Source organism: Desulfitobacterium chlororespirans DSM 11544, assembly GCF_900143285.1.
Taxonomy (GTDB): Bacteria; Bacillota; Desulfitobacteriia; order Desulfitobacteriales; family Desulfitobacteriaceae; genus Desulfitobacterium; species Desulfitobacterium chlororespirans.
The window spans coordinates 95,037-116,988 of record NZ_FRDN01000014.1; the positions used below are offsets into that span (position 1 = coordinate 95,037).

The window sequence follows — 21,952 nt, forward strand, 5'->3', positions numbered from 1 at the left end:
CTAACTACGATAAAAGCGGTGTTCCAGCTCTTCTTTAGTGAGTTGAATCATGGTGGGCCGGCCATGGGGACAGGTATAGGGATTCAGAGTCTTACTCAATTGAACAATCAACTGCTCCATTTCAAACAGGGTCAGGTTCTCTTTGGCCTTAATGGATGCTTTGCAGGCCAGCATATAGATCCACTCCTCCAACAATTTATCCATAGTGGGGGGAATGTGATTGAGCATGACCTGGTCGAGAAAGTCCCGCAGGAGATGCTCTCCCTGGTAGGGGCCGCTATAGGCCGGGATGCCGCGCAGGAGATAGGTTCGTGTCCCAAAGTGCTCAAGGATGAATCCCATATCGTTGAGCAGCAGAAAATGCTCCAGCAGAGCCTCTTCTTCCCCAGGTGTAAATTCCATGGTCAGGGGAATCAAGAGCATTTGGCTGTTGCCGGGATTTTTTTGGTGTTCTGCCAGCAGGCGTTCGTAATTAATGCGCTCATGGGCGGCATGCTGATCGAAGATAACCAGCTGATCACCCTCTGCAGCCAGGATATAGGTATTAAAAACCTGCCCGACGGGCCGCAAAGCCAAAAGAGGACTCTGCTCCTTGATTTCATCGGTGATTTCATAGTTCTCTTCGGCAACGGATAGTTCCAGCTCAGCGGTTGACCCTGCCCCCACCTCTTCTTCCTCCAAATGAGCATCAGCTCTCCCAAAAGTATCGGATCCTGAAAAAATATCAGATTCTAAAGAAAGAATAGGCTCTAAAGAAAGATTAGGTTCTAACGTATCAGCTTTCAGAGGGGTGACTTGAAAAGGTTCCTGAGACTCAAGAAAGATTTTGTGCTCACTAACCGGCCGCGCTTCCTGAGGATTTAAGTTCTTGATGGGGAGCTTTGCTGTCCCAGCAAACTCATGCGCCTTAAGTTCATGGCCCGTCTTAAATTCATTGTCTGCATTCAACTCATAATCCCTTTGCGAAGCGGAAAGCCCTTTTACCAACCCTAAGGGTGGGAGGTTAGAGTGTTTGTAAGGTATGGGGATAGTTTTGCCCTGAGACGGGCTGTGAGGGCTTTTAGAGGCAAAATTGAGGGCCGCCTGAACAGGCCTGTCCCCGTTGTCACCGCTGGGAAGCGATTCTTTATAGGATGGGGAGTTCTTGACCTTGACAAAGGGTGCGATAGGACGGGCCTGGAGAAGGGTCCTGCGAACTCCCTCGGCAATAAACTCCATAAGTTCTTTCTCTTTGTGAAAGCGGATTTCCATTTTGGTGGGATGAACATTGACATCGTATTCATGGGGCGGGATATGCAGCTTCAAGATGGTGATGGGATAAAGCTTAGCGGGAATCAAGGTGTGATACCCTTCGGAAATAGCACGGCTGATGCTGTTGGAACGGATAATCCGCTCATTGACGATCAGGGTCTCCCCTTGTTTGGTGGAACGAACCAGATCCGGCGGACTGATATAACCCTCCAGCTGCCAATCCCCCAGGGAGCAGGACAGGGGCAGGAGACGGCGGGCCGTAGCTTGGCCAAGAACTGCCCCGATGCTCTCCAGCAGATTGCCTTTGCCCGGGGTTTGCAGGACAAGGATTTTCGGATGCTTCAGGGTAAAGGAAACATCAGGCCGTGCCAAGGAAAGCCGCCCGATAAGATCAGAAATTTGGCCAAATTCCGTGTTTTTGGATTTCAGGAATTTCCGCCGGGCGGGCGTATTATAAAACAGATCATCGACGGTAATGGTGGTTCCCGGCGGACAGCCGGTTTCGGAGAACTCCAGCTGCTCTCCCCCTTGAATCCGCAATACCCGCCCGGAAATTTCCTCAGGGGGACGGCTGATGATTTCCAGCCTGGAAACGGAGGCAATGCTGGGTAAAGCTTCCCCGCGGAAACCAAGGGTGCGTAAACGGTTCAAATCATCAATGGTGCGGATTTTGCTGGTGGCATGACGGAGAACGGTCAGGGGCAGATCCTCGGCAGATATGCCCTGGCCGTTATCCTGGACCCTGATCCTTTCCACCCCGCTTCCCTCAATGATCACTTCGATTTGAGTAGCCTGGGCATCCAGAGCGTTTTCAATCAGCTCCTTTACCACGGAAACAGGGCGCTCCACCACTTCACCGGCGGCGATTTGATTGGCGGCTTGTATATCAAGGATGTGGATTTTAGCGGTCAAAAATGAGTTACCCCCTTATCCAGATGCCAGAGTTCAACCTTATTGTTCTGTTGATCCTGGAGTAATACAGATGTTTTGCGCCCGATCAAATGCTCCCATAGATCATATCCCGCCTGGGTGCATTGCTCACAGGCCGCAAAAGGAATCCGCACTAAAGCGAAAGTATTGCCGGTTACGGTATGCTGGCTTTCAATGAGCACCGTTCCCCCGCAATGGTTGCACTGGCGGATCCAATCCTTACGCCCCTCCTGGAAGCCTTCCGTATCATAATATACGGAATGAGGAATGTAAATCCATTTTCCTTCGGGAAGGAAGCTGTCGGTGCGGATGTTCCAGTCTGGTTTGGCCCGGCGGTATTGCTCTTTCAGCTCCTTAAGGAAGCCCCGGAAGGCATTGGAACCGCTGTGGGGATGACGGGGCTTTTGAGGCTCGATGACTCCCTGATAGTCTTCTCCCGCCAAGGCCAGGACAATGGCCAGATTCACATAAGGCAGAGCTCCTTCAATGGAGTAGCCCCCCTCCAGGACGGCTAAGTCCGGATTGAGCAGCTCGGTGATTCGCCCATAGCCTCGGGCTGTCACATTCATGGAGGCTAAAGGATCCGTGAAATGATTGTCCTGACCGGCTGAATTAATGATCAGATCCGGTTGAAAGTCATGAACCCGGGGGAGAACCCAGTTTTCCAGGACATGGTGAAGATCTTCGTCTCCCGTACCGGGAGGCAGAGGAATATCCAAAGTGGTCTCCCAAGCATTGGGTCCCCCTTTCTCGTAGATAAAACCGCTGCCGGGATAGAGAGTCCGTCCATCCTGATGAATGGAGATAAAGAGGACATTAGGATCATGATAGAAGATATCCTGGGTGCCGTCCCCGTGATGAACATCCGTATCCACGATGGCCACCTTTTTTATCCCATGGAAGGTGCGGAGATGATTGATCAGGATCGCTTCATTGTTCAGGGTGCAGAACCCCCGATTGCCTAAAACCGTAGCCCCGGAGTGGTGTCCCGGCGGGCGCACCAGGGCAAAGCCATTATGGATCTCCTTTTTGGCCCAGGCCTCACCCAGAACCAGAGAACTTCCGGCGGCGATCAAATGAGCATCCAAATCATGGCTTTCCGGGGCGGGAAAAATCCCTTGGGTCCGTTGGACATCCTTTAATGAAGCGAGACCTGGAGCATAGTGCTTGATCTGGGGTAAATCCATAACCCCTTCTTCAAACAATTGTTCCTGGGTATAAAGAAGTCTTTCTTCCCGTTCCGGGTGGGTATCTCCTAAAGACCAGTCAAACGCAGGGAAAAACAATAATCCTGTCTGCTTCATACCTCAAGCCTCCCAACCACTCCCGGAGGTACCACCACAGAACCCCGGATTATTTGACCAACGGTTGCGTAACCTTTAACAACTGGGAAAAAATCAAAAGGTTGAGTCTTAAACTCCAGTTCATGGAGATTCAAGCCAATGGTGCGGGCCCGCTCCCGGGCAATCTCCTGCAGGAATTCCTGAACCTCTTTATGAGGGCGTTTGGAACCCAGCCATTCCCTCTGTTCTCCAAATTCCTCAATCCGGTAAGAGCGGATCGTCGTATCCAAATGCAGGGTGCAGGATAGGGTCGGCCGGGCTAAGGCCGCACCGATAGCATTGGAGACATCGGCATGCTGGGTAAAGCGCACAGGCAAGTGGACTTTATCCTCCAGGGAAGGTGCGATCCCCCGGGCGCTGCCCCCGCTGACCCAGATATAGAAATCCTTGGCACTATGAGGATGGAGAACCTCCCACACCTTATAGGCGGGTTCCTCCTGCCATTCCTTATGCAAGAGCGAAAAAGCATTGGCTACCTCTTCCGCAAACTTCTCCAGAATTTTCAGGGCTAATCCCTGAAGGGCCCGGGGATTCCGGGCCTCAGGGGGCAGCAGGGATGCTAAACCTTCTTCAGCACGGGCATAATCCCCATGCTCCACCCGTTTTAAATAGCGCATGGCATCAGTGGGGGTTGGGTATCCCCCTCCCAAACAATAGGCCGGTCCCTGGCGATAAGGTGCGAGAGTAAAGCCTTCCGGCACATCAGGTGCAGGCAGCACGGCAGAATCTCCGCCTACAGGGATGGAGCGGGTGGCTAAAGTAGGGATCAAGGTCAAAAAAGGACCAATCCGGGCACCCTGGGCACTGAGAAGTGGTTCCCCCGATAGAATCAGGCCGATATCTGTGGTGGTGCCGCCAATATCCACCACCACAAAAGACTGCTGGGGATCCGTTTGGGCCAGGGCGCCAATGACGCTGGCAGCGGGGCCGGAATTAATGGATTCCACCGGACGGAGCTGATCGATGGGCAAGATGCCCCCATCAGCTTTCAAGACGGTAATCTCAGCCTTTGAACCGTTTTTCTCTACAGCCTGATGCAACTGGGAGGAGAAGGTTTTATAGAGATTTTTGCTGGCAGTATTGAGATAGGTGGTGAGACTGCGGCGGTAAAAATTGGCATGCCCCCATTCGCAGCCCAAAGCAATGTCCAGCTGAGGATATTTTTTGCTCAAAAACTGAGCCAAAGCATCTTCCAGAACCCGATTCCGGTGGGAAAACTTGCTGACAATGGCCGCCTGGGGGACGGCTTCAAAATCCAACTGGTTGCAAAGCCGCCGCCACTCCAGCTCATCCGGGGGAGATACTTCCCTGCCCCGATAGTCGATTTCACCCATAAGGGCGTGATAAGGCACCGGCCAGGGTAGAGCGTCCAGCCTCATCCCGGAACCGGGAAAGAGAAACAGCTCGATGGGGGGTAATTTGTTTTCCAGAATGGCATTGGTCACCAAAGTAGTACTGACTGTAATCTGCTCAACAGGCTGTTTAAAGACATCGAGATGTTCCAGAGCATGGAGCAAGGTGTCCAATAAATTATCGTGTTGAGTAGGAACTTTTGTTTTTTTGATTAGGTTGTTTTTGTGAATAAGCACCCCATCAGTAAACGTCCCTCCGACATCAATTCCAACTTGGTATGACATAATTGCCCTCCTCAATTCACATTATTGTCCGGGCCGTGCAGCTTTACGTTCATCACATTCCCCTCCACGTCCCTTCGTTGCCATGAGTTCTCTCCTCTGCTTAAACCTACCCTTGTATTTTTTTATGAACTTACTAAATTTAAATAGAACCCGCTGCTTTAATCCGTTCTTTTAAATCAAACAGGTAATCTAAAGCCTGCCTGGGGGTCAAATCCTCTACAGAAAGCTCGCTGACTTCCTGTAACAAGGGATCCAGGGGCTGAACCTCAAACAAGGACAGTTGGGTGGTTTTCTCCTTATCTAGCAAATGCTCCTGGCGGCTTTCCTTGGCGGAGGATTCCAATTCATGCAGAATAATTTTGGCCCTGTGCAGAAGGTTGGCAGGCAGACCGGCCAGCTTTGCCACTTGAATGCCATAACTGCGGTCGGCACGGCCGGGGATAATCTTATGTAGGAAAACAATCTCTTCTCCATGCTCCCGAACCCCGACATGAAGATTGAAGATACCGGCATGGGTTTCCTCCAAATCGGTCAGTTCATGATAATGGGTGGCAAAGAGAGTTTTGGGCTTATTCTCCTGACCGGCTAAGTACTCAGCCACAGCCCAGGCAATGCTGAGACCGTCGTAGGTGGCCGTCCCCCGTCCCACTTCATCGAGAATGATCAGACTATGGGGTGTGACATGGCGCAGAATATGGGCCACTTCATACATCTCCACCATAAAGGTGCTTTGTCCTGAGGCTAAATCATCGGAAGCCCCCACCCGGGTAAAGATATGATCGGCGATGGGGATGGTGGCTTGCTGAGCAGGCACAAAGCTGCCAATCTGAGCCATCAGGACGATCAGAGCTACCTGACGCATGTAGGTGGATTTACCGGCCATGTTGGGGCCGGTGATCAAGGCCAGATGTTTATCCTCAGTCAGGATGGTATCGTTGGGGACAAAGGAAGTATCCTGGAGCATAGATTCCACCACAGGATGCCGCCCCTCAATGATGGTGAGCCCCCCTTCTCCCTTCATCACAGGACGGGAATAATGATGGCGCACAGCGGCTTCCGCCAGACTGGTATAGACGTCGATTTCAGCCAGAGCATGGGCGGCTTCTAAAATCTTAGCGGCATGTTGACGGACTTTTTCCCGGAGTTCGAGAAAGAGCTGGTACTCCAGCTGAGTGACTTTCTCTTCGGCGCCCAGGATTTTTTGCTCATATTCCTTCAGTTCCGGGGTGATAAAACGCTCAGCATTGGCTAGGGTTTGTTTGCGAATGTATTCAGCAGGTATCAGATGGGAATTAGCATGCGTCACTTCGATATAATAGCCAAATACCTTATTATAGCCAACTTTAAGGGAGCGAATTCCGGTCCGGTCCTTTTCCATGCTTTCTAATTTGGCTACCCAGGCTTTTCCCCCGGAGGATATGCTGCGCAATTCGTCGATTTCCTTTGAGTAACCGGCTTTCAGCAGGTTCCCGTCCTTGACGGAGATGGGGGCTTCCGGATTGATGGCTTGCTCCAAGGTTGCGGCCAAAGGGTCCAGACCTTCCAAAGCCGGAATGAAAGCTTGCAGGGGTTCCGACTTGCCTTCTGCCAGCAACGCCCGGAGCTGGGGCAGCACCCCTAAGGTCTGAGCTAAGGATAACAAGTCCCGGGCATTGGCGGTACCATAGGAAACCTTCCCCATGAGACGCTCCAGATCAAACACTTTATTGAAGAGCTGGATCAGGTCCCCCCGTAAAAAGCTGTCCTCAACCAAGGCCTCCACATAGTCCAAACGCTTTTCGATTTCCCCTTTGAGGAGCAAAGGCTGCTCGATCCAGCGTCTGAGCAGGCGGCCGCCAAAGGCGGTTTTGGTAAAGTCCAGAACAGATAATAAAGTTCCTTTTTTCCCTTGGCCGCGAATGGACTCGGTAAGCTCCAGATTTCTGCGGGTCCAGGGATCAAGGAGCATCCAGTGCTCAGGACGGTAGGCATTGACCTTCAGAATATGGGAGGGATCGATGCCGGGTGAAGTCTCCAGGATATATTGCCAAAGCCCATTGGCGGCTTTCATCGCCACCGGAAATTCCTGAAACAACTCAGTTTGTTCCGTAAAGCGCTGCTCCAGCAAGGTGTGTTGATAGGTTTTCTTTTCCCGCTGAGTAAGATAATAAGGGCGCCAGTGCTTTGCTTTGAGGAGTTCCGCCGGGAGCAGCAATTCAGAAGGGCGAATCCGGGAAAGCTCGGTGGTTAAGATATCTAGGGATTCAGTCTGAAAAACCGTGAACTCCCCTGTGGAAACATCCACAAAGGCCAATCCCCAGTCTTGCTCATGATAGACCGCGGCTAAAAAGTTATTGGCTTGCTCCACTAAGGAATCCGTCAGGGTACCGGGAGAAATGATTCGGATAATCTCTCTTCTGACGATCCCTTTAGCGGCTTGGGGATCCTCCACTTGCTCGCATAAAGCCACTTTATAGCCGGCAGAAACCAGCTTGAGCAGATAGCCGTCTACGGCATGGTGGGGAACGCCGCACATGGGAATCCTCTCCCCTCCTCCGGAATCACGGCCGGTTAAGGCAATTTCCAGAATAGGGGCGGCGGTCCGGGCATCCTCGCCAAACATTTCATAAAAATCTCCTAGACGGAAGAAAAGGATCGCGTCGGGAGCTTGAGATTTTATGGATTTATATTGTTGCATCATCGGTGTAGTCATGGTTGCTAACTCCTTAGAGATAGATTATCTTGGCAAGATTTATGAAAGAGGGGTCTCCAGGATTTTGATTTACATCGGTCGCTCAATAAGCTGCGCGGACAAAACTAACGCTCAAGCCCACCGCTCCGAAAGGTCCCCGGCTAAATCGGCTCCTCGAAAGCACTGCTTTCGCACTTGTTCTCAATAGCCGGTTGGAAACGTCCTGTTTCCAACCTTTCTCCGCTGCGTGCTTTTCGCGAAGTTTTGTTTCCGCTCGCTTAAATTCGCTTCCCTGCTGTAAATCAAAATCCTTGGGCTGCTTTTCAGGCTTTTGCATGCAGGGCGTTGTAGGATTGCAGGAAATGTGGGGTGAGTTGACTGACCCAAGCAGCTTTTTCCGTCTTTACCGGCGCCGCTTGCGGCGGCAGGGCCGGCTATCCCCTGGGAAAGGCTATGCGGGCTAAGTACAAGAAAGGCTCCGAAGCTAAGTCAAAAGTCCTCAAAAAAGGCAATTGGAACACCAAAGAAAAGCTAAAGAGACCCGTAAGACGTAGCTTTACGTACAAAAGCCGTGAACTCCGGAGAAGAAACCTTCCGGTGGAAGGTTTTAGGATTCACGCCCGAAGGTGTCGGATTTAGCGGAGGGGCGGTCAGGTCAACGAGGCTTTCTTAACGTAGCGGAGCCACGGTTCACATCAGGTATTACCCTGAGGTTTGGTGACGAAAGTGTCCGGTGGACAGTTTCGCTCAAGGCGGCATACCCCAAAGTATACTCATCCGCCGCAGATTCTGTTAAGAAAGCGAGTTGGCCAGCCCCGGAGCTATGGAGTACGCGTTGTGCGTAAAGCTACGCGACCCGGACACCCCTTTCACCCACTGCCGGTGCTGTCACTGCCGATGCCCCCTGAGCGGCATGACCGTCAGACGTATATTCGAAAGGGAAGAGTGTACACTCTTCCCTTGCTGCGCCCAATCTAAATAAAGTGATCTTGTCCACTCATTTCTATTGTATCGCGAGTTTATGAACAGCTTCCTCCGCATCCTGAACAGCCTGTGTCACAGGAGCAGCTTCCGCCATTGGGATCATTGGCAATTGCTTGAGCTAAAACACCATTGATGGTATCCAGCATCTTTGTGAATTGCTCTTGAGCCTGCAGATAAGCAGCAATGGGAGGATATCCTTCCACTTTCGCTTCCATGGCATCAATGGCCTGCTGTACTTCATCAGTCAACTCTTGACCTTGGGCCTGGAGCTCATACACTCGCTGTTGCTCATTTTGAAAATCAGCAATGATTTGCTGAGCTTGTTCGTCAGCCATCATGGCTTCTTCTGTGCTGCGCAAATTTTGTAATTCGACACTTTTGGCTATAGCTGCAGCTAGAATCTCGGCTTTTTCCATAATTTCCGCCGTCATTACAACACCTCCATCTTCGATTGATTCTACACGTTTTTCTTGATTCCTGCTTTGAGCCTTCAATTATTATTTAGGCATGTCTTTGCAGCATTTCCCAAACAGCGTCCAGGAATTGGCATCCTCAATCAATACTTGGACTAAGGTGCCAATCAATTGGGCTTCTCCGGGAAAGACCACCAGCTCATAGCCCCGGGTTCGCCCGGTAAGACGATCAGGATTGGATTTGCTCGGCCCTTCCACAAGAACTTCGTAGGTTTTGCCGATCATTTCCTGCCGCCAGGCCAGGCTTTGGGCATTCTGAACCGTGATCAACTGCTGCAGGCGACGTTTCTTGATGTCCAGAGGAATTTGCTCCGCCATTTGGGCTGCCGGCGTGCCGGAGCGTTTGGAATACATAAAAGTAAAGGCTTGGCTGTATCGCACCTGCCTAATCAGCTCCAAGGTTTGTTCAAAATCCTCTTCCGTCTCCCCGGGAAAACCGACGATGATATCCGTTGTTAAACTGGCCTGGGGAATGATAGCCTTAATTTGGGCAATCCGGCTTAAATAGTATTCCCGGGTGTATTTACGATTCATACTTTTGAGAATTTCATCACTGCCGGCCTGAAAAGGCAGATGAACATGCTCGCAAAGATGAGTGCCTGCAGCAATGGTTTCGATCAATTTATCGGATAGATCTTTAGGATGGGAGGTCATAAACCGCACTCTCCACAACCCGTCAATGCTATCTACGTCCTTGAGCAAATCGGCAAAATCATAAGCTTTGTCCAGGTCCTGGCCATAGGAGTTTACGTTCTGACCAAGCAAGGTCACTTCCCGGCAGCCTGTTTCGACCAAGGCCCTGATCTCCGCCACGATCTCTTCCGGCTGACGACTGCGCTCACGGCCGCGGACATGGGGTACAATACAATACGTGCAGAAGTTATCGCAGCCATAACTGATATTGACATAAGCTTTAAGCTTGCCCTTGGCTGCCAGAGGAACCGATTCCTGGGTTTCCCGCGGCTTTTCCCAGACCTCAGCCACTTTCCCCTTTTCTTCAGATTCCTCCAGGAGACGCTGAAACTCATGGATATTATGGGTTCCCGCCCAGATATCCACATGAGGGGCTCTTTTTCTAAGTCGTTCTAAAGCGCCCGGCTGCTGAACCATACATCCGGAGATGGCGATTTTCAACTGAGGATTGGCTTCTTTCAAATGTTTGAGCTCGCCGATTTTACCCAGGATTTTATTTTCTGCGCTTTCGCGAACACAACAGGTATTCACAATAATGAGGTCAGCCTGTTCCAGCTCCTGAGAGCGGACATACCCTTTTTGACTGGATATCTCGGTCAAGGTATCGGCATCACGCTCCGACATTTGACACCCATAGGCTAAAGTGACGACCTTCTTAGGGGGTTTCGTGATTGACATACTTATCGTCTCACTCCTGAAAAGTAGTATTCTTCATAAAGGATAACATACTTCAATAAAGGCCGCCAGTCAAGGTATCCCGTGAAAGGTTTTTAAACATTGATGAAAGCTGCTCGGGTGGGGTTTTTTACGAATTTTTCAAGTTTCTTTTTGGGTGTAGAAGGTGATTTATTTGGGTATCTTAATTAGGGAGGTGATAAGAATGGCTAATCCAAAAGTTATGTGCAATGTCGTGGAGTGTAAGTACAATGAAGCCGCCAAAGTATGTCATGCCGGGGAAATCCAAGTAACCAAGCATCATGCCGAGGCTCGTACTACCGAAGCGACCGACTGTAGTACATTTGAATTCGGTGACGGAAAAGAAAAAGTTTAAGCACGTGATAAGGGAACCGGAAATTCCGGTTCCCTTTAGTAATTTTAATAAAGTTGTTTGCCCATAGGTTGGGATTAAGAGGTCACTTGACGGAATTCCCCATGTTGAGTGATGTTCTCTATCTCTTCCAGAACAAGCTCCTTGACCCTGGGCAATACCCCTTGAATCTCAGGGGTCAATTCCAATCCCATCTCCAGACTCTTCGGCTGAACACCAAAGATAAGGGTTTTGGGTGCATTCCCCAGGATATTAGCCATAGCCAATACCTCCAGGATCCCCACTTGATGGAAAGAAACTTCAAATTGAGAAGGCATAACCCGGATATCCTCCGGTTCAAACCGGAAAATAGCACCAGGTTCATCCTTAGCATTCACGGCATCGACGATGATGAGATAGTCTACTTCTTTAATGAGATGGACCAGCTCAAGTCCTGCGGTTCCGCCTTCCAGAAGCTCTACATGATCCGGCAGAGTCTCCTGGGCTAATACGGTGAGGAACTGAACTCCGAGCCCTTCATCGGAAAGAAGCACATTCCCTACTCCCATAACCATAATCTTTGGTTGCAGCATGGCATTTAACCCTTTCTGAAAACCTTTGTCTTTTCTATAATGATACGCGGCTCAGGCTGCACCGTCAAGGGCAGGGTTAAGAGCGGGCTGTGGTCGCCTTATCAGAATGCGGGGCTTGATCTTTCTTGCGGGTTTTGCCGAAAAACATATACCAGAATTGATCCACGGCTTCCGTGAATACCATGTAGACATGAACTGCAATAATGGCAATGAACAGCCAGGTAATCACATAGTGGAAGCCACGAATAGCTGCCAGACCGCCCAGGGTGGCTTCTAAACCGGGAAAGACCGTGGGCAGATAAAGAAGTACCCCCGTAAGGATTTGCAGCACAGCCAGAATAGGCAGACCGATATAAGCAAGCTTCTGCAAAGGATTATAGGGATTGGGGTTAACAGGATGGTCCTTCTGCAAGAACAAGTAATACTTAACCTGGGGAATGAAGGTCTTGATATCATGGGAATCAATAAGAAATTTCCGGTAATCCCGCTGCTTGGTGAAAAAAGAGATATAGAAACGCACGATACCGGTGAAAATTAAACTAAACATAAAGATAAAGTGGATATTGCGGACAAGATTCATCGGCATCCCCTGATAGGGAGAATGAATCATCATGCCGGTAATAATCAAGGCTATGAAATTGATCAGATTAATCCAATGGGTGATCCGGTGAGACAACGGATGGTCGGCTGGATTCGCCATAGTTTTCCCTCGCTTTCTATTCCATTTCTATTGATCCCTTCATTAAATCCTCATGAGCCGTCAGCGGAAAAAATCAGTTGACTTTAAATTTGCGGATTTCATTGGTTTGGGGATCAATAAGATGAATAGCACAAGCCAGGCAAGGGTCATAGGAACGGATAACCCGCACAATATTAATCGGATTGTTCTCATCAGGAATAGGCACACCGATCAGAGCTTTTTCAAGGGGGCCATAATTTCCCTGGGCGTCTTTAGGTGAGAAATTCCAAGTAGTAGGAACGACCATCTGATAGTTTTCGGTAACATGATCCTTGATTTTAATCCAATGGCCTAAGGCGCCGCGGGGAACTTCCGTCAACCCAATACCTTGCCCTGTTGCCGGTGGATTCCAGTGCTCGGTATCATGAATTCTCAGGCCTTTGCCCATTTCTGCTTCCAGCTGGTTAACCCAATTGATCATTTCTTTAGCCAGAATGACCGTTTCAAAAGCACGGGCAGCGTGACGGGCCACAGCACCTGGTTTAATGTTGTATTTGGCAATGATATCCATCAGCCCTTGAGGCTGCATAACCAGCATTCGGGCTAAGGGGCCAACCTCAATAGGTTTCCCATCATAGCGGGGAGCTTTAACAAAGGAATAGGCATCTTTTTTGGCCAGATCGGGAACCGTATCCGAATCATAGGGATGATCCCCATTAGGATTATCCTTATACCAAGCATGAGTTACTCCTTCAGTAATCTTGCTTTGATCCACAGGCATCACATTGCTGAGGTTGCCGTCCAAGACAATTCCCTGTTTAAAGAGAAAGTCTTTACCTTCATCATCCAGGCCAAATCCGCCGTAAGCGAGGAAGTTGCCATAGCCGCCGCCAACTCCGGCTTGAGCAAGGGGCAGTAAGGGGCCGGTTCCAAAGGTTAGTACATCCTGCAAATAGATATTCTCAAGATAATCGATTTGCTCCAGCAGCATGGAACGGAATTGTTCCACCACTTCAATATTGGGCAGCATGGTTACGCCGCCTGCTACGATGGAAGATTGGTGAGGCTGTTTGCCGGCGAACAAAGCCGACATCTTTTTGGCTTTCGCCTGCATATTTAAAGCATGCAGATAGTGGGAAACAGCGAGAGTAACAAGTTCAGGATCATTGACACAAAACGCATCAGGTTCGTAGCGTGGTGTCAGAGGAGCTGTATCCCCAGCCGCAATCAATTTGCTGATTTTGTCTTTAACACGCAAAAGGCCGGGATCTTGTCCTTGATATTTTGCTACCGCCGTAATATCCAAATAATCCAAAGCGCTTAGATGATAAAAATGCAGCGGATGGTCATGGAGCCACATGGCACCGATCATCAGATTGCGGATCAGCCGGCCCCCCGTGGGGACTTTTGCTCCAAAGGCTTGATCCAAGGCCAAGGAAGATGCCCATCCATGAGATCCCGCACATACACCACAGGTTCTCTCCGTGACATAAGTGGCATCCCGGGGATCCCTTCCTCTTAACAGGGGTTCAAAGCCGCGATACATAGTGCCGATTGATTTCGCATCCGTAACCACACCATTGGTAACTTCTACTTCTACTTTTAAGTGACCCTCAATTCGAGTCACAGGATCGATAACTACTTTACCCATCTCTTAGTCCTCCTTCTTCTGCTCCGAGTCATTATTTTTTAGTCTGCCGCTGGCAACCGTGGCGATCAGGTGTGCACCAAGCCCTACGACAGTTGCCCCACCTACAACTTTGCCAACGGTATCAGCATGAATCTGACCGAGTCCCGGCAAGGAGAAGTTTTCTTGTTTAGCGTAAAGAGGACTGAATTGTCCATAGAAACCGGATTCCGAACATCCGGAACAAGGGGAACCGGCGTTGATGCAGAAATTCGCATTGTCATTCCACCAGACTTGGGCGCAATCCGTATAGGTTTTCGGTCCTTTGCACCCTTTAAGGAGCAGACAATAATCCTTTTGAGCAGGATCATTCCAATCGGCCAAGAAATTTCCGGCTTCAAACTGACCACGGCGGGGACAGTTGTCATGAAGCAGCTTTCCGTAGTAAATCAGTGGGCGTGCTTGCTCATCAAGTTCAGGAACCGCGCTAAAGGTCAGATAATAAACAATTGTGCCAATCAGAGTATTGGGTTTGACTGGGCAGCAGGGAAGATTGATCACAGGAGTAGCTACATTGTGCTTTTGCAAAAGCTCTCTGACGCCAATGGGCTTAATATCACATGCACCAGGGATCCCAGCCCCGTCGGTGGCGCAGCTTCCAACTGCAATAACCGCCTGGGCTTTTGCAGCGGCTTCCAGCACTGTTTCCCGGAAAGGCTTCCCTCCCACCATACAGTACGAATCGGTTGCTTCCGACGCCGGAATAGAACCTTCCACGACAAGCACAAACTTCTCATCAAGAGTATCTTGATAAGCTTGTTCTGCGACATGGCCGGATGCAGCCATAATGGTCTCATGGTATCGAATGGAAAGAGTATCAAGTACTAATGATTCGATACTGGGATTAAGCGTTGCCAGTAAGGATTCACTGCAGCCAGTACATTCCATACCATGCAGCCAAATGACAGGGGGTTTTTCCATTGCTGCTTCCACAGCTTTTGCCGCTTGCGGAGCCAGGACTTCAGGCAGGCCGAGAGCTGCGGTTGTGGCGGCCATAAGCTTCATGAAGTCACGACGACTGATTCCACGGGCTTGAAGAAAATCTGATTTTCCCATTACAATACCTCCATATACCCCTTGTAGACCTCAGAATCTGTAGGGTTTCTAATCTATAAAAATCTATATTCGGTATCACCGCATAAAATCCTGCAAAGTTTGCTATAATTTTTAGATTTTTCAGACTAAGTTAAAATATTCACGAAAATTTGCAAGTTCTTTCACGAACATTTCTAAATATCATGTGCCTTTTTAGTTGACAAAAAATGAGAGTATCTCATTTTTTGAAATACTCTCATCGGCGTTGGCATCGATTAGCATCATGAATTCTGTCTTGCCGCAGTTTAGCCCGCTCTCTTCTCCGTTCCGCATGTTTTCTTTGCTGCACTGCTCCGTAAAGTATAACCCCGCTGACCATGAGTCCCAAACCGGTGAATAAAGCATAGGATTTTTTTTCAACGGCGGCTTCAGTTATGATATTCCGATCCGCGGCTAAAGGAACGACTCTTAAACATTCTTCATCTTCCCACACCTCAAGGCGGGTAAGAACTTGTCCCTCTGCAACTTCTGCCAATTCCCCATCTATAGGCAGAATGTTGATGCGCGGCTGGGGTAAGGTGTTATCCTTTTTTTGCGTAATCCACAGGACTTGATCGGTGAGGAGATTAACCGGCTGACCTTGAATTTCCAGCTGACCCAAAGAGTCCCCCACTCCTTTATAGAGAGTGTTCTCAAACTGTTCAAATCCATAGTCCAATAAAGCCTGCATATCTGTGTAGATTTCCCGGCCGGGAGATTTGAGAATCACCCCAATCACATCACGGCCGTCCCGGGATGCTGAGGCGACCAAACAATTTTGGGCGACGGAGGTATATCCCGTTTTCATTCCTGTAATCGTATCATCACGCCACAGGAGCTTATTTTCATTGATCATTTCGATGGGTACATTTTCTTTTGCCCTGGGAATAACATGGGACTTGGTTTTTATATAATCCCTAAACACTGGATTGGCATAAGCAGCTTGAGCAATGCGGGCCAGATCATGGGCTGTGGTTAAATGCCCTTCTTCATTCAAGCCGCTGGGATTTTTAAAGGTGGTATTTTTCAGCCCCAGGTCTGCGGCCCTCTGATTCATTAAGCTGACAAAAGCGGAGGTATTGCCGCTGATATGCTCGGCGATGGCTACTGCGGCATCATTGGCTGAATTGAGCAGGAGTGCGTAAAGCATATCCTCCAGAGAAAGCTGCTCCCCGGGTTCCAAATAAATCCGTGTCCCATAAACTGTTGTATAATCCAACATAGTTTCACTGGCAGTAACGATATCCTCAGGATTCCCCAATTCTATCCCTAAAAGCCCTGTCATGATTTTAGTCGTACTGGCAGGAGCCATAAGCTGATCACCGTTTTTACTATACAATGTCTGTCCTGATTGCACATCGATCAGGTAGGCGGCTTCCCCGCTGATTTCCGGAGGGGCTGCTGCTTGTGTTTCAGGCGCCGCCGTCAGAGCCGGGACAAAGATGAAAAAATATAATAATAAGGTGATAAGAGCAATTATGCGTTTCAATGATGTTCCCCCTATTAGCGTTGGTAGAATAATGCGATAGTACCAGGACCGGTATGGCTTCCTACCACACAACCTATATCACTAATGATAACATCCTTGACAGGTACTTTCATTTTAATTTCCTCAGCCAGTGCCCTGGCTTCCTCCAGACACGCCGCCTGAGAAATACCGATCTCCTGCTCTTCCGGATGACGAATTTCTTCTTGAATCAATTCAACCAATTTGCGCAGAGCAGCTTTCCGGGAACGCACTTTGGTCAGAGGCTCGATGCGGCCCTCGGGAGTAATATTGAGAATAGGCTTGACATCCAGTAAGCCGCCGATAAAACCGGCCGTCTTGCTGACCCGGCCGCCTTTGACAAGATAATCCAAAGTATCGGGAGTAAAAACATACCGCATTTGCCGGCGTACCTGGAAAATTTGTGCTTCAGCTTCTTCCCAGGAATTTGCTTTTTTCACAAGCCGATTGGCCGCCAGAGCCAATAGCCCGTAACCTAAGGATGCCCCTAAACTATCGATAACATGTATCTTTTCCGGCTGAGAGCACATCTCGCGAACCATCTGGGCCGTACTGAAGGTCGAACTCAAACCTGACGAAAGATGAATGGCCACCACTTCATGCCCCTGGGCCAGGATTTCTTCATAGGCATCTTTGAGCGTCCCCGGATTCGGCTGCGATGTTTTCGGCAGTTCCTTGAAATCAGAAAACCGAGGATAAAACTCATCTGGGAAAATATCAATTCCTTCAGAATATGTTTTTCCTTCTATGCTAACAGGCATGGGAACGACCACAATGCCTTCTCTTTGGCTTAAGTCTCTTGGCAAATCACAGGAACTGTCGACAAGGACTATATAACTCATATCTTTACCTCCTTTAGTACTAAGTAAATATTATTCGTGAAAATTAAGGGCTTTTCCTGCTTTGTATCTTATTCTTTGCTAATACTTTATTATACAAAAAAGCCCACATTTACGTGGGCTTATCCTATTTTATGCACAATATTCCATTTTAAATACTCACTAGACAATTAATTCCTGAACCATCAGATGATTATCCAAAGGAGTAATGAGATGTGTCGAAATAAACTGTGAGAGTTCATGTTTCTTAACCAAACGATAATTGATTTCTTCCGCTTCTATCCATGTGACCAGAAACATGGAAATCCCTCCTTGCTTATTAGCACATTGTATTGTGTATACATAATACCATAATTCTTTAACTATTTCAATATCCTCATCCTGAACGGAGAGAATTTCCTGGCCTTTTTCTAACCGCGTGGCTTAAAAGGGGCACCGTCGCTACCTATACTGAAGTAGTGACGATGCCCCTCAACTAAGCGGTAGATAGAATTAAACCTGCGCTCCTGTCTCTGCCCTTTCGCTCTCTTTGTTTTCGTTGATAATCTCTTCAAATTCTTTCCAGATGGGATAATTCCGGGCATCGGTGCTTCTCCCTGTGCGATCCACAAAGACATGAATCGTTGTTCCTTCGGCTAACAAGATGTCGTCTCTAAGCACTTTGTAGGTAAAAGTGAGTTTGCGCGAGGAAAAGCTTTCCAGACTTGTTTCAATGACCAACTGATCATCATAGAGTGCCGGGCGGCGATAACGGCAGCCGGCATCAACCACCGCAACGGCCAGGCCTTGTTCTTCAAATGTGGTATAGGCTAGTCCGGCATTGCGCAGCAGTTCGGCCCGGCCTATCTCAAACCAGATGAAATAATTGGAATGATAGACGACGCCCATTTGATCTGTTTCAGCATAACGGACTCGTACCGGAGTCTGATGGGTTAAAAACATAACACGTCCTCCTTAATACTCTCTATTCTTATCTTTAATTGGGTTTACAACGCTTAGGGGCTTTTTTGATTTTTTTCAGGACAGCCTTTCCTGACCCTTGCGGCGACGGCAGAGGCGGCGCACTTTCTCAAGAACCTCATCCCGGCTGGGCTGTGATGTAAACAAAAAGCGCCCCCATGGCGCTTTTTGTTTACTATAAAAATAGCATTCTATTTTTTATTTTACCATAGAATGCTATTTTTGTTCAAAGTTTTTTCAGGATTCTGAAAGTATTATTTTTACCTAATAGCCACAGCCTCAAAAGTGTCAAATCCATCTACTTTTAATCCTTTTCTAATGGGAATATAAATATCCATAACGGTATCTTTTCTGTGATGACAACGTTCATCGTAGAATTCAAAATCAATTTTACTTTCATCGTAAATATACTCACTGTCTTTAAACCAATCTTCAAAAATATATTTCCATGTACTTGCAATAATCTCTGCAAACTCAATTTGTTCTTTGTCATTTGAAGTATCCACAGGAACCGTTGTAAAAACTGCATACTCCGCCTCCGGAACCTCTACTGTCAGCATATCTTCCTCTACCTTTGAAAAGTCATCAACAATTACACCTAAAAGATATATTACATTTCCATCTTCAGATAACGGAATACACAATCCCACTTCACCGTGTTCAGCCGGATTTAAAATTTTGTACATTTTACTTTCTAAATTTTCGCCTTCATAATTGCTCCAGTAAGATGCGACATCTTTTGTATAGGTAACCCCGGTAATATTGGTTTTGATTCCATAACCAGCAACTTTAAATGCAGGTCTTTTAACAATAACAGGCTTCATAATATAACCTCCAATTTCAAATGTTGTTTTTGTATCAGCATATTGAGCCATCCGCATCATATACTGTGTGGGACTATGACCATAAGCTTTACGAAAAGCTTTAGCAAATCCGCTGGGTGTTTCAAATCCATAATCAAAAGCAATATCAATAATTTTTCTGCCCTTGAATAATTCTGTTGCTGCTAAAGCTAACCTGCGTCCTCGTATGTATTCCATAACAGATATACCCTTGCATAGACTAAAAACTCTACAAAAATGGTAAAGAGAATACCCTGATTGATTGGCGATTTCTTCAATAGTAATATCTTCTTTTATATGGTCTTCAATGAATTCAATACATTTTTCAACTTCATTCCTATAATTCAATGCCCAGCACCTGTGCCTTTCTCCCATAGGATTGCTTTATTATAACAGTAATATATAAAAGAAGCTGTTCCCGTTTTGCTAAGTATGAATACCCAATGATTTATTCCAGAATTGGGTAAAAAAATAGACACCTCATTTTTGAAGTGTCTACCTTTTACATATTCAATTTTTATTGGAAGTATCTTTGTTTCCTCACTTTTCAAGGAAAAATCGTCGTAGCAAAGCCATTCACAAGTAGTAAATTAGTGGTAAATCGGCTTGTTTTATCCTTGATAAAGTGTGATAAGTCCAGTGTTTATGTGAATAGTTCGCTTTTCATACTATTTTTACGGTAAATAGTTAAGAGGATTGACTGTATCGCCATTAATGATTACTTCAAAGTGCAAATGAGGTCCTGTTGATCGGCCGGTTGAGCCCACAAGGCCTATGGACTCCCCTTTGCTTATTTGTTGTCCATTGGAGACGCTTACTTTGGAGGCATGGGCATAACGGGTAGCCACACCATTGCCATGATCGATCAGAATCATATTGCCATAGCCGCCGCTCCAGCCCACAGAGGATACTGTGCCACCGGCTGCAGCCACAAAAGGCTGTCCTGTATCGCCGCCAATATCCAAACCGGTATGAAAACTTCCCCAGCGGTAGCCGTAATAGGAGTTAAGTCCTCCTCTTAGTGGCCAACCCAAGCCGCTGACTTTTCCGCCCCCGCGGGAAAGGGCCACATTGGTCGATGCGTAAGTGGGGCCTTTGGCAATCACTTGAGTCACCGGCTGTTGGATGATTTTTTCTTCCAACACTTCTTTTTCTATGTTCTTGCCATTTTCCTGAACATAGGAATAGGTGACCTTTTTGCTGCCATCGCTTCCCTCCTGGCGAACCACTGAAGAACCGCTGGGCAAACTATAATCGGTTTTCGATTCAACATCAAAGGGAATCGTCTCCGTACCTGTATAGATCCCCTTACTTACTACGGTGAGATAAGGGGTCACTTTGACCAAGTCTATTTTTTCACCAACCTGAAGAGTCTTATCCTCATCCATACCTGGATTCCCGGCCAATACTTCCTTGGTCAGCATATCGTTTTTGCGGGCGATAAGCCACCAGGAGTCATTGGGTTGAACCACATACTCTGCTCTGGCTTCATGCCCTTTCGTTAAGGTTTCCAGAACCATCTCCGGCGAACTAAATTCCACCCGCTGCACTTCCACAGGCTGAGAGGAAATCAGTTCTTTGAATTCTACGGAAGTGATGGTATTATTCTCACTGGGTTTGGCATAGATTTCCTGATAAGATTGGAGAATCTTCTGGAAATCGTCTTCACTGGGCAGGATTGCTATAGGAGCATCTTCGATAGAAAATTGCACTCCTTCAAAATATGTACTTATTAAATTGTTCAGCTTAGCTTCTGTTACAGAGTTCTCCTGAAGAGTCCCTTTCCTGATCCGCGTATCCTGGAACTCAATTTGATCATGAGTCTTTGCAACAAGACCTGAGGAGTCCCCTTGGGAAACAAGGACAGAATCCATCAATTGTTTGCCTGCGTCCGGGGATGCTACATACCCAATTTCCTGACCATTAAGCATCAATGCGGCTGCCGTGGTTGTCTGGCTGTAATAAAGGCTGCCACCTAACACTACCATCAGTCCCATCACCCCAAGGACGATTTTAGGGAATTCCCAAGCTACCTTTGACTCAGAAAACCTTCCCAACACCTTAGTCAGGTTCTCTTTTATGCTCTGACTAATACCGTCTAAGCCCCCTTTCCAATTGGACAAGTCTCATTAAATATTATATCATAGAATCGCCACGATTAAAGAAAATTATCTTGCCCTTGGCTGAGGGTTGAAAAGAAAAAGGAGTTACAACCATGGAAATCAATACTCTTATTGAGCGCATTAATGAGCTTTCACGGAAGCAGAGAACAATTGGCTTGGAAGAATGGGAAAAGGCTGAGCAGGAAGCTCTTCGGCAGGAGTATCTGGGCTTTATTCGCGGCCAGGTTATTGATACTCTCAGTCAGGTAAAGGTTGAAAAATCCTAAGGGGACCGGATTGTTTTTTCTCGCCAACGTATGATAAATCTTCAAGCAAGCATACTAATTCTAAACACATGATTATGCTTTCTTGAGGAGGGATTGTCTTTGCCGGAACGAGTCATGAAATATGGTGGAGTAAAATTTCGTAATCTTGTGCCTCCAGTCAAAATCAACCGCTTTGTTAATCAGCTGGCTCCCGATCAAAAGGACTCACTCTTTGAAATCGCCGGGGAATTGAGCGATGCAGGGATGATTGAAATACTGAATGAACGCACACAAAGCACTATCGATCAGGATACCGTGGATACGCAGACTCCCAATGCCGGGGGCAACACTGAAGAAGTGCAGGAAAGCAATCGGCATCTATAGCACCCGACAT

Annotated in this window: 19 protein-coding genes; 3 read left to right on the top strand and 16 right to left on the bottom strand. The window is 47.8% G+C overall.

The annotated features are described in order from the left end of the window. The 6 genes from mutL to miaB form a co-directional block, all read right to left on the bottom strand. Complete coding sequence (gene mutL / locus BUA14_RS20865) at positions 1–2,163, bottom strand: DNA mismatch repair endonuclease MutL (RefSeq protein ID WP_072774366.1); 2,163 nt, start codon at positions 2,161–2,163, stop codon at positions 1–3. Further along, positions 2,160–3,485: a histone deacetylase family protein gene (locus BUA14_RS20870; protein ID WP_072774367.1), complete on the bottom strand. Its 1,326-nt coding sequence runs from the start codon at positions 3,483–3,485 to the stop codon at positions 2,160–2,162. Before BUA14_RS20870 ends, mutL begins: the two co-directional genes overlap by 4 nt. Further along, complete coding sequence (locus BUA14_RS20875; RefSeq protein ID WP_072774368.1) at positions 3,482–5,161, bottom strand: hydantoinase/oxoprolinase family protein; 1,680 nt, start codon at positions 5,159–5,161, stop codon at positions 3,482–3,484. Before BUA14_RS20875 ends, BUA14_RS20870 begins: the two co-directional genes overlap by 4 nt. A 139-nt stretch (positions 5,162–5,300) precedes the next feature. Further along, positions 5,301–7,853, bottom strand: a complete 2,553-nt coding sequence (gene mutS, locus BUA14_RS20880) for a DNA mismatch repair protein MutS (protein WP_072774369.1) — start codon at positions 7,851–7,853, stop codon at positions 5,301–5,303. 998 nt (positions 7,854–8,851) lie between these two features. Beyond that, positions 8,852–9,247 carry a YlbF/YmcA family competence regulator gene (locus BUA14_RS20895; protein ID WP_072774371.1) on the bottom strand — a complete coding sequence of 132 codons (396 nt, stop codon included), beginning with the start codon at positions 9,245–9,247 and terminating at the stop codon, positions 8,852–8,854. Between the two features lie 66 nt (positions 9,248–9,313). Continuing rightward, entirely contained in the window at positions 9,314–10,660 is a 1,347-nt protein-coding gene (gene miaB / locus BUA14_RS20900) for a tRNA (N6-isopentenyl adenosine(37)-C2)-methylthiotransferase MiaB (RefSeq protein ID WP_072774372.1), read from the bottom strand. Positions 10,661–10,862: 202 nt separating this feature from the next. Here miaB and BUA14_RS20905 point away from each other — a divergent pair, with 202 nt between their 5' ends. Then, entirely contained in the window at positions 10,863–11,033 is a 171-nt protein-coding gene (locus tag BUA14_RS20905; protein ID WP_072774373.1) for a DUF1540 domain-containing protein, read from the top strand. A 74-nt stretch (positions 11,034–11,107) separates the two neighbouring features. Here BUA14_RS20905 and BUA14_RS20910 read toward each other — a convergent pair whose 3' ends face one another. The 10 genes from BUA14_RS20910 to BUA14_RS20950 form a co-directional block, all read right to left on the bottom strand. Continuing rightward, positions 11,108–11,602, bottom strand: a complete 495-nt coding sequence (locus tag BUA14_RS20910) for a HyaD/HybD family hydrogenase maturation endopeptidase (RefSeq protein ID WP_072774374.1) — start codon at positions 11,600–11,602, stop codon at positions 11,108–11,110. Positions 11,603–11,678: 76 nt separating this feature from the next. Then, complete coding sequence (cybH, locus tag BUA14_RS20915) at positions 11,679–12,302, bottom strand: Ni/Fe-hydrogenase, b-type cytochrome subunit (RefSeq protein WP_072774375.1); 624 nt, start codon at positions 12,300–12,302, stop codon at positions 11,679–11,681. A 73-nt stretch (positions 12,303–12,375) separates the two neighbouring features. After that, positions 12,376–13,932 carry a nickel-dependent hydrogenase large subunit gene (locus tag BUA14_RS20920; protein WP_005811612.1) on the bottom strand — a complete coding sequence of 519 codons (1,557 nt, stop codon included), beginning with the start codon at positions 13,930–13,932 and terminating at the stop codon, positions 12,376–12,378. Between the two features lie 3 nt (positions 13,933–13,935). After that, the gene (locus BUA14_RS20925; RefSeq protein WP_072774376.1) at positions 13,936–15,024 is read right to left on the bottom strand and encodes a hydrogenase small subunit; all 1,089 of its coding nucleotides are present in this window, start codon (positions 15,022–15,024) and stop codon (positions 13,936–13,938) included. Between the two features lie 235 nt (positions 15,025–15,259). After that, a complete protein-coding gene (locus BUA14_RS20930; protein WP_072774377.1) occupies positions 15,260–16,531 on the bottom strand; it encodes a D-alanyl-D-alanine carboxypeptidase family protein in 1,272 nt (423 codons plus the stop codon). Between the two features lie 14 nt (positions 16,532–16,545). Continuing rightward, a complete protein-coding gene (locus BUA14_RS20935; protein WP_072774378.1) occupies positions 16,546–17,391 on the bottom strand; it encodes a DegV family protein in 846 nt (281 codons plus the stop codon). 159 nt (positions 17,392–17,550) lie between these two features. After that, positions 17,551–17,688: a hypothetical protein gene (locus BUA14_RS28080; protein ID WP_005811620.1), complete on the bottom strand. Its 138-nt coding sequence runs from the start codon at positions 17,686–17,688 to the stop codon at positions 17,551–17,553. A gap of 192 nt (positions 17,689–17,880) precedes the next feature. Then, positions 17,881–18,330 carry an acyl-CoA thioesterase gene (locus BUA14_RS20940; protein WP_072774379.1) on the bottom strand — a complete coding sequence of 150 codons (450 nt, stop codon included), beginning with the start codon at positions 18,328–18,330 and terminating at the stop codon, positions 17,881–17,883. A gap of 278 nt (positions 18,331–18,608) precedes the next feature. After that, complete coding sequence (locus tag BUA14_RS20945) at positions 18,609–19,538, bottom strand: AraC family transcriptional regulator (protein WP_072774380.1); 930 nt, start codon at positions 19,536–19,538, stop codon at positions 18,609–18,611. 326 nt (positions 19,539–19,864) lie between these two features. After that, positions 19,865–21,313: a M23 family metallopeptidase gene (locus BUA14_RS20950; RefSeq protein WP_072774381.1), complete on the bottom strand. Its 1,449-nt coding sequence runs from the start codon at positions 21,311–21,313 to the stop codon at positions 19,865–19,867. 92 nt (positions 21,314–21,405) lie between these two features. Between BUA14_RS20950 and BUA14_RS20955 the strand changes: the two genes are divergently transcribed. Continuing rightward, complete coding sequence (locus BUA14_RS20955; protein WP_072774382.1) at positions 21,406–21,579, top strand: DUF896 domain-containing protein; 174 nt, start codon at positions 21,406–21,408, stop codon at positions 21,577–21,579. Positions 21,580–21,678: 99 nt separating this feature from the next. Beyond that, positions 21,679–21,942: a hypothetical protein gene (locus tag BUA14_RS20960; protein WP_072774383.1), complete on the top strand. Its 264-nt coding sequence runs from the start codon at positions 21,679–21,681 to the stop codon at positions 21,940–21,942. Positions 21,943–21,952 lie beyond the last annotated feature (10 nt).

Bases quoted from the DNA above. Each gene is read 5' to 3' on its own strand.
- BUA14_RS20870 (WP_072774367.1), bottom strand. From the start codon at position 3,485: ATGAAGCAGACAGGATTATTGTTTTTCCCTGCGTTTGACTGGTCTTTA.
- BUA14_RS20875 (WP_072774368.1), bottom strand. From the start codon at position 5,161: ATGTCATACCAAGTTGGAATTGATGTCGGAGGGACGTTTACTGATGGG.
- mutS (WP_072774369.1), bottom strand. From the start codon at position 7,853: ATGACTACACCGATGATGCAACAATATAAATCCATAAAATCTCAAGCT.
- BUA14_RS20895 (WP_072774371.1), bottom strand. From the start codon at position 9,247: ATGACGGCGGAAATTATGGAAAAAGCCGAGATTCTAGCTGCAGCTATA.
- miaB (WP_072774372.1), bottom strand. From the start codon at position 10,660: ATGTCAATCACGAAACCCCCTAAGAAGGTCGTCACTTTAGCCTATGGG.
- BUA14_RS20905 (WP_072774373.1), top strand. From the start codon at position 10,863: ATGGCTAATCCAAAAGTTATGTGCAATGTCGTGGAGTGTAAGTACAAT.
- BUA14_RS20910 (WP_072774374.1), bottom strand. From the start codon at position 11,602: ATGCTGCAACCAAAGATTATGGTTATGGGAGTAGGGAATGTGCTTCTT.
- cybH (WP_072774375.1), bottom strand. From the start codon at position 12,302: ATGGCGAATCCAGCCGACCATCCGTTGTCTCACCGGATCACCCATTGG.
- BUA14_RS20920 (WP_005811612.1), bottom strand. From the start codon at position 13,932: ATGGGTAAAGTAGTTATCGATCCTGTGACTCGAATTGAGGGTCACTTA.
- BUA14_RS20925 (WP_072774376.1), bottom strand. From the start codon at position 15,024: ATGGGAAAATCAGATTTTCTTCAAGCCCGTGGAATCAGTCGTCGTGAC.
- BUA14_RS20935 (WP_072774378.1), bottom strand. From the start codon at position 17,391: ATGAGTTATATAGTCCTTGTCGACAGTTCCTGTGATTTGCCAAGAGAC.
- BUA14_RS28080 (WP_005811620.1), bottom strand. From the start codon at position 17,688: ATGTTTCTGGTCACATGGATAGAAGCGGAAGAAATCAATTATCGTTTG.
- BUA14_RS20940 (WP_072774379.1), bottom strand. From the start codon at position 18,330: ATGTTTTTAACCCATCAGACTCCGGTACGAGTCCGTTATGCTGAAACA.
- BUA14_RS20955 (WP_072774382.1), top strand. From the start codon at position 21,406: ATGGAAATCAATACTCTTATTGAGCGCATTAATGAGCTTTCACGGAAG.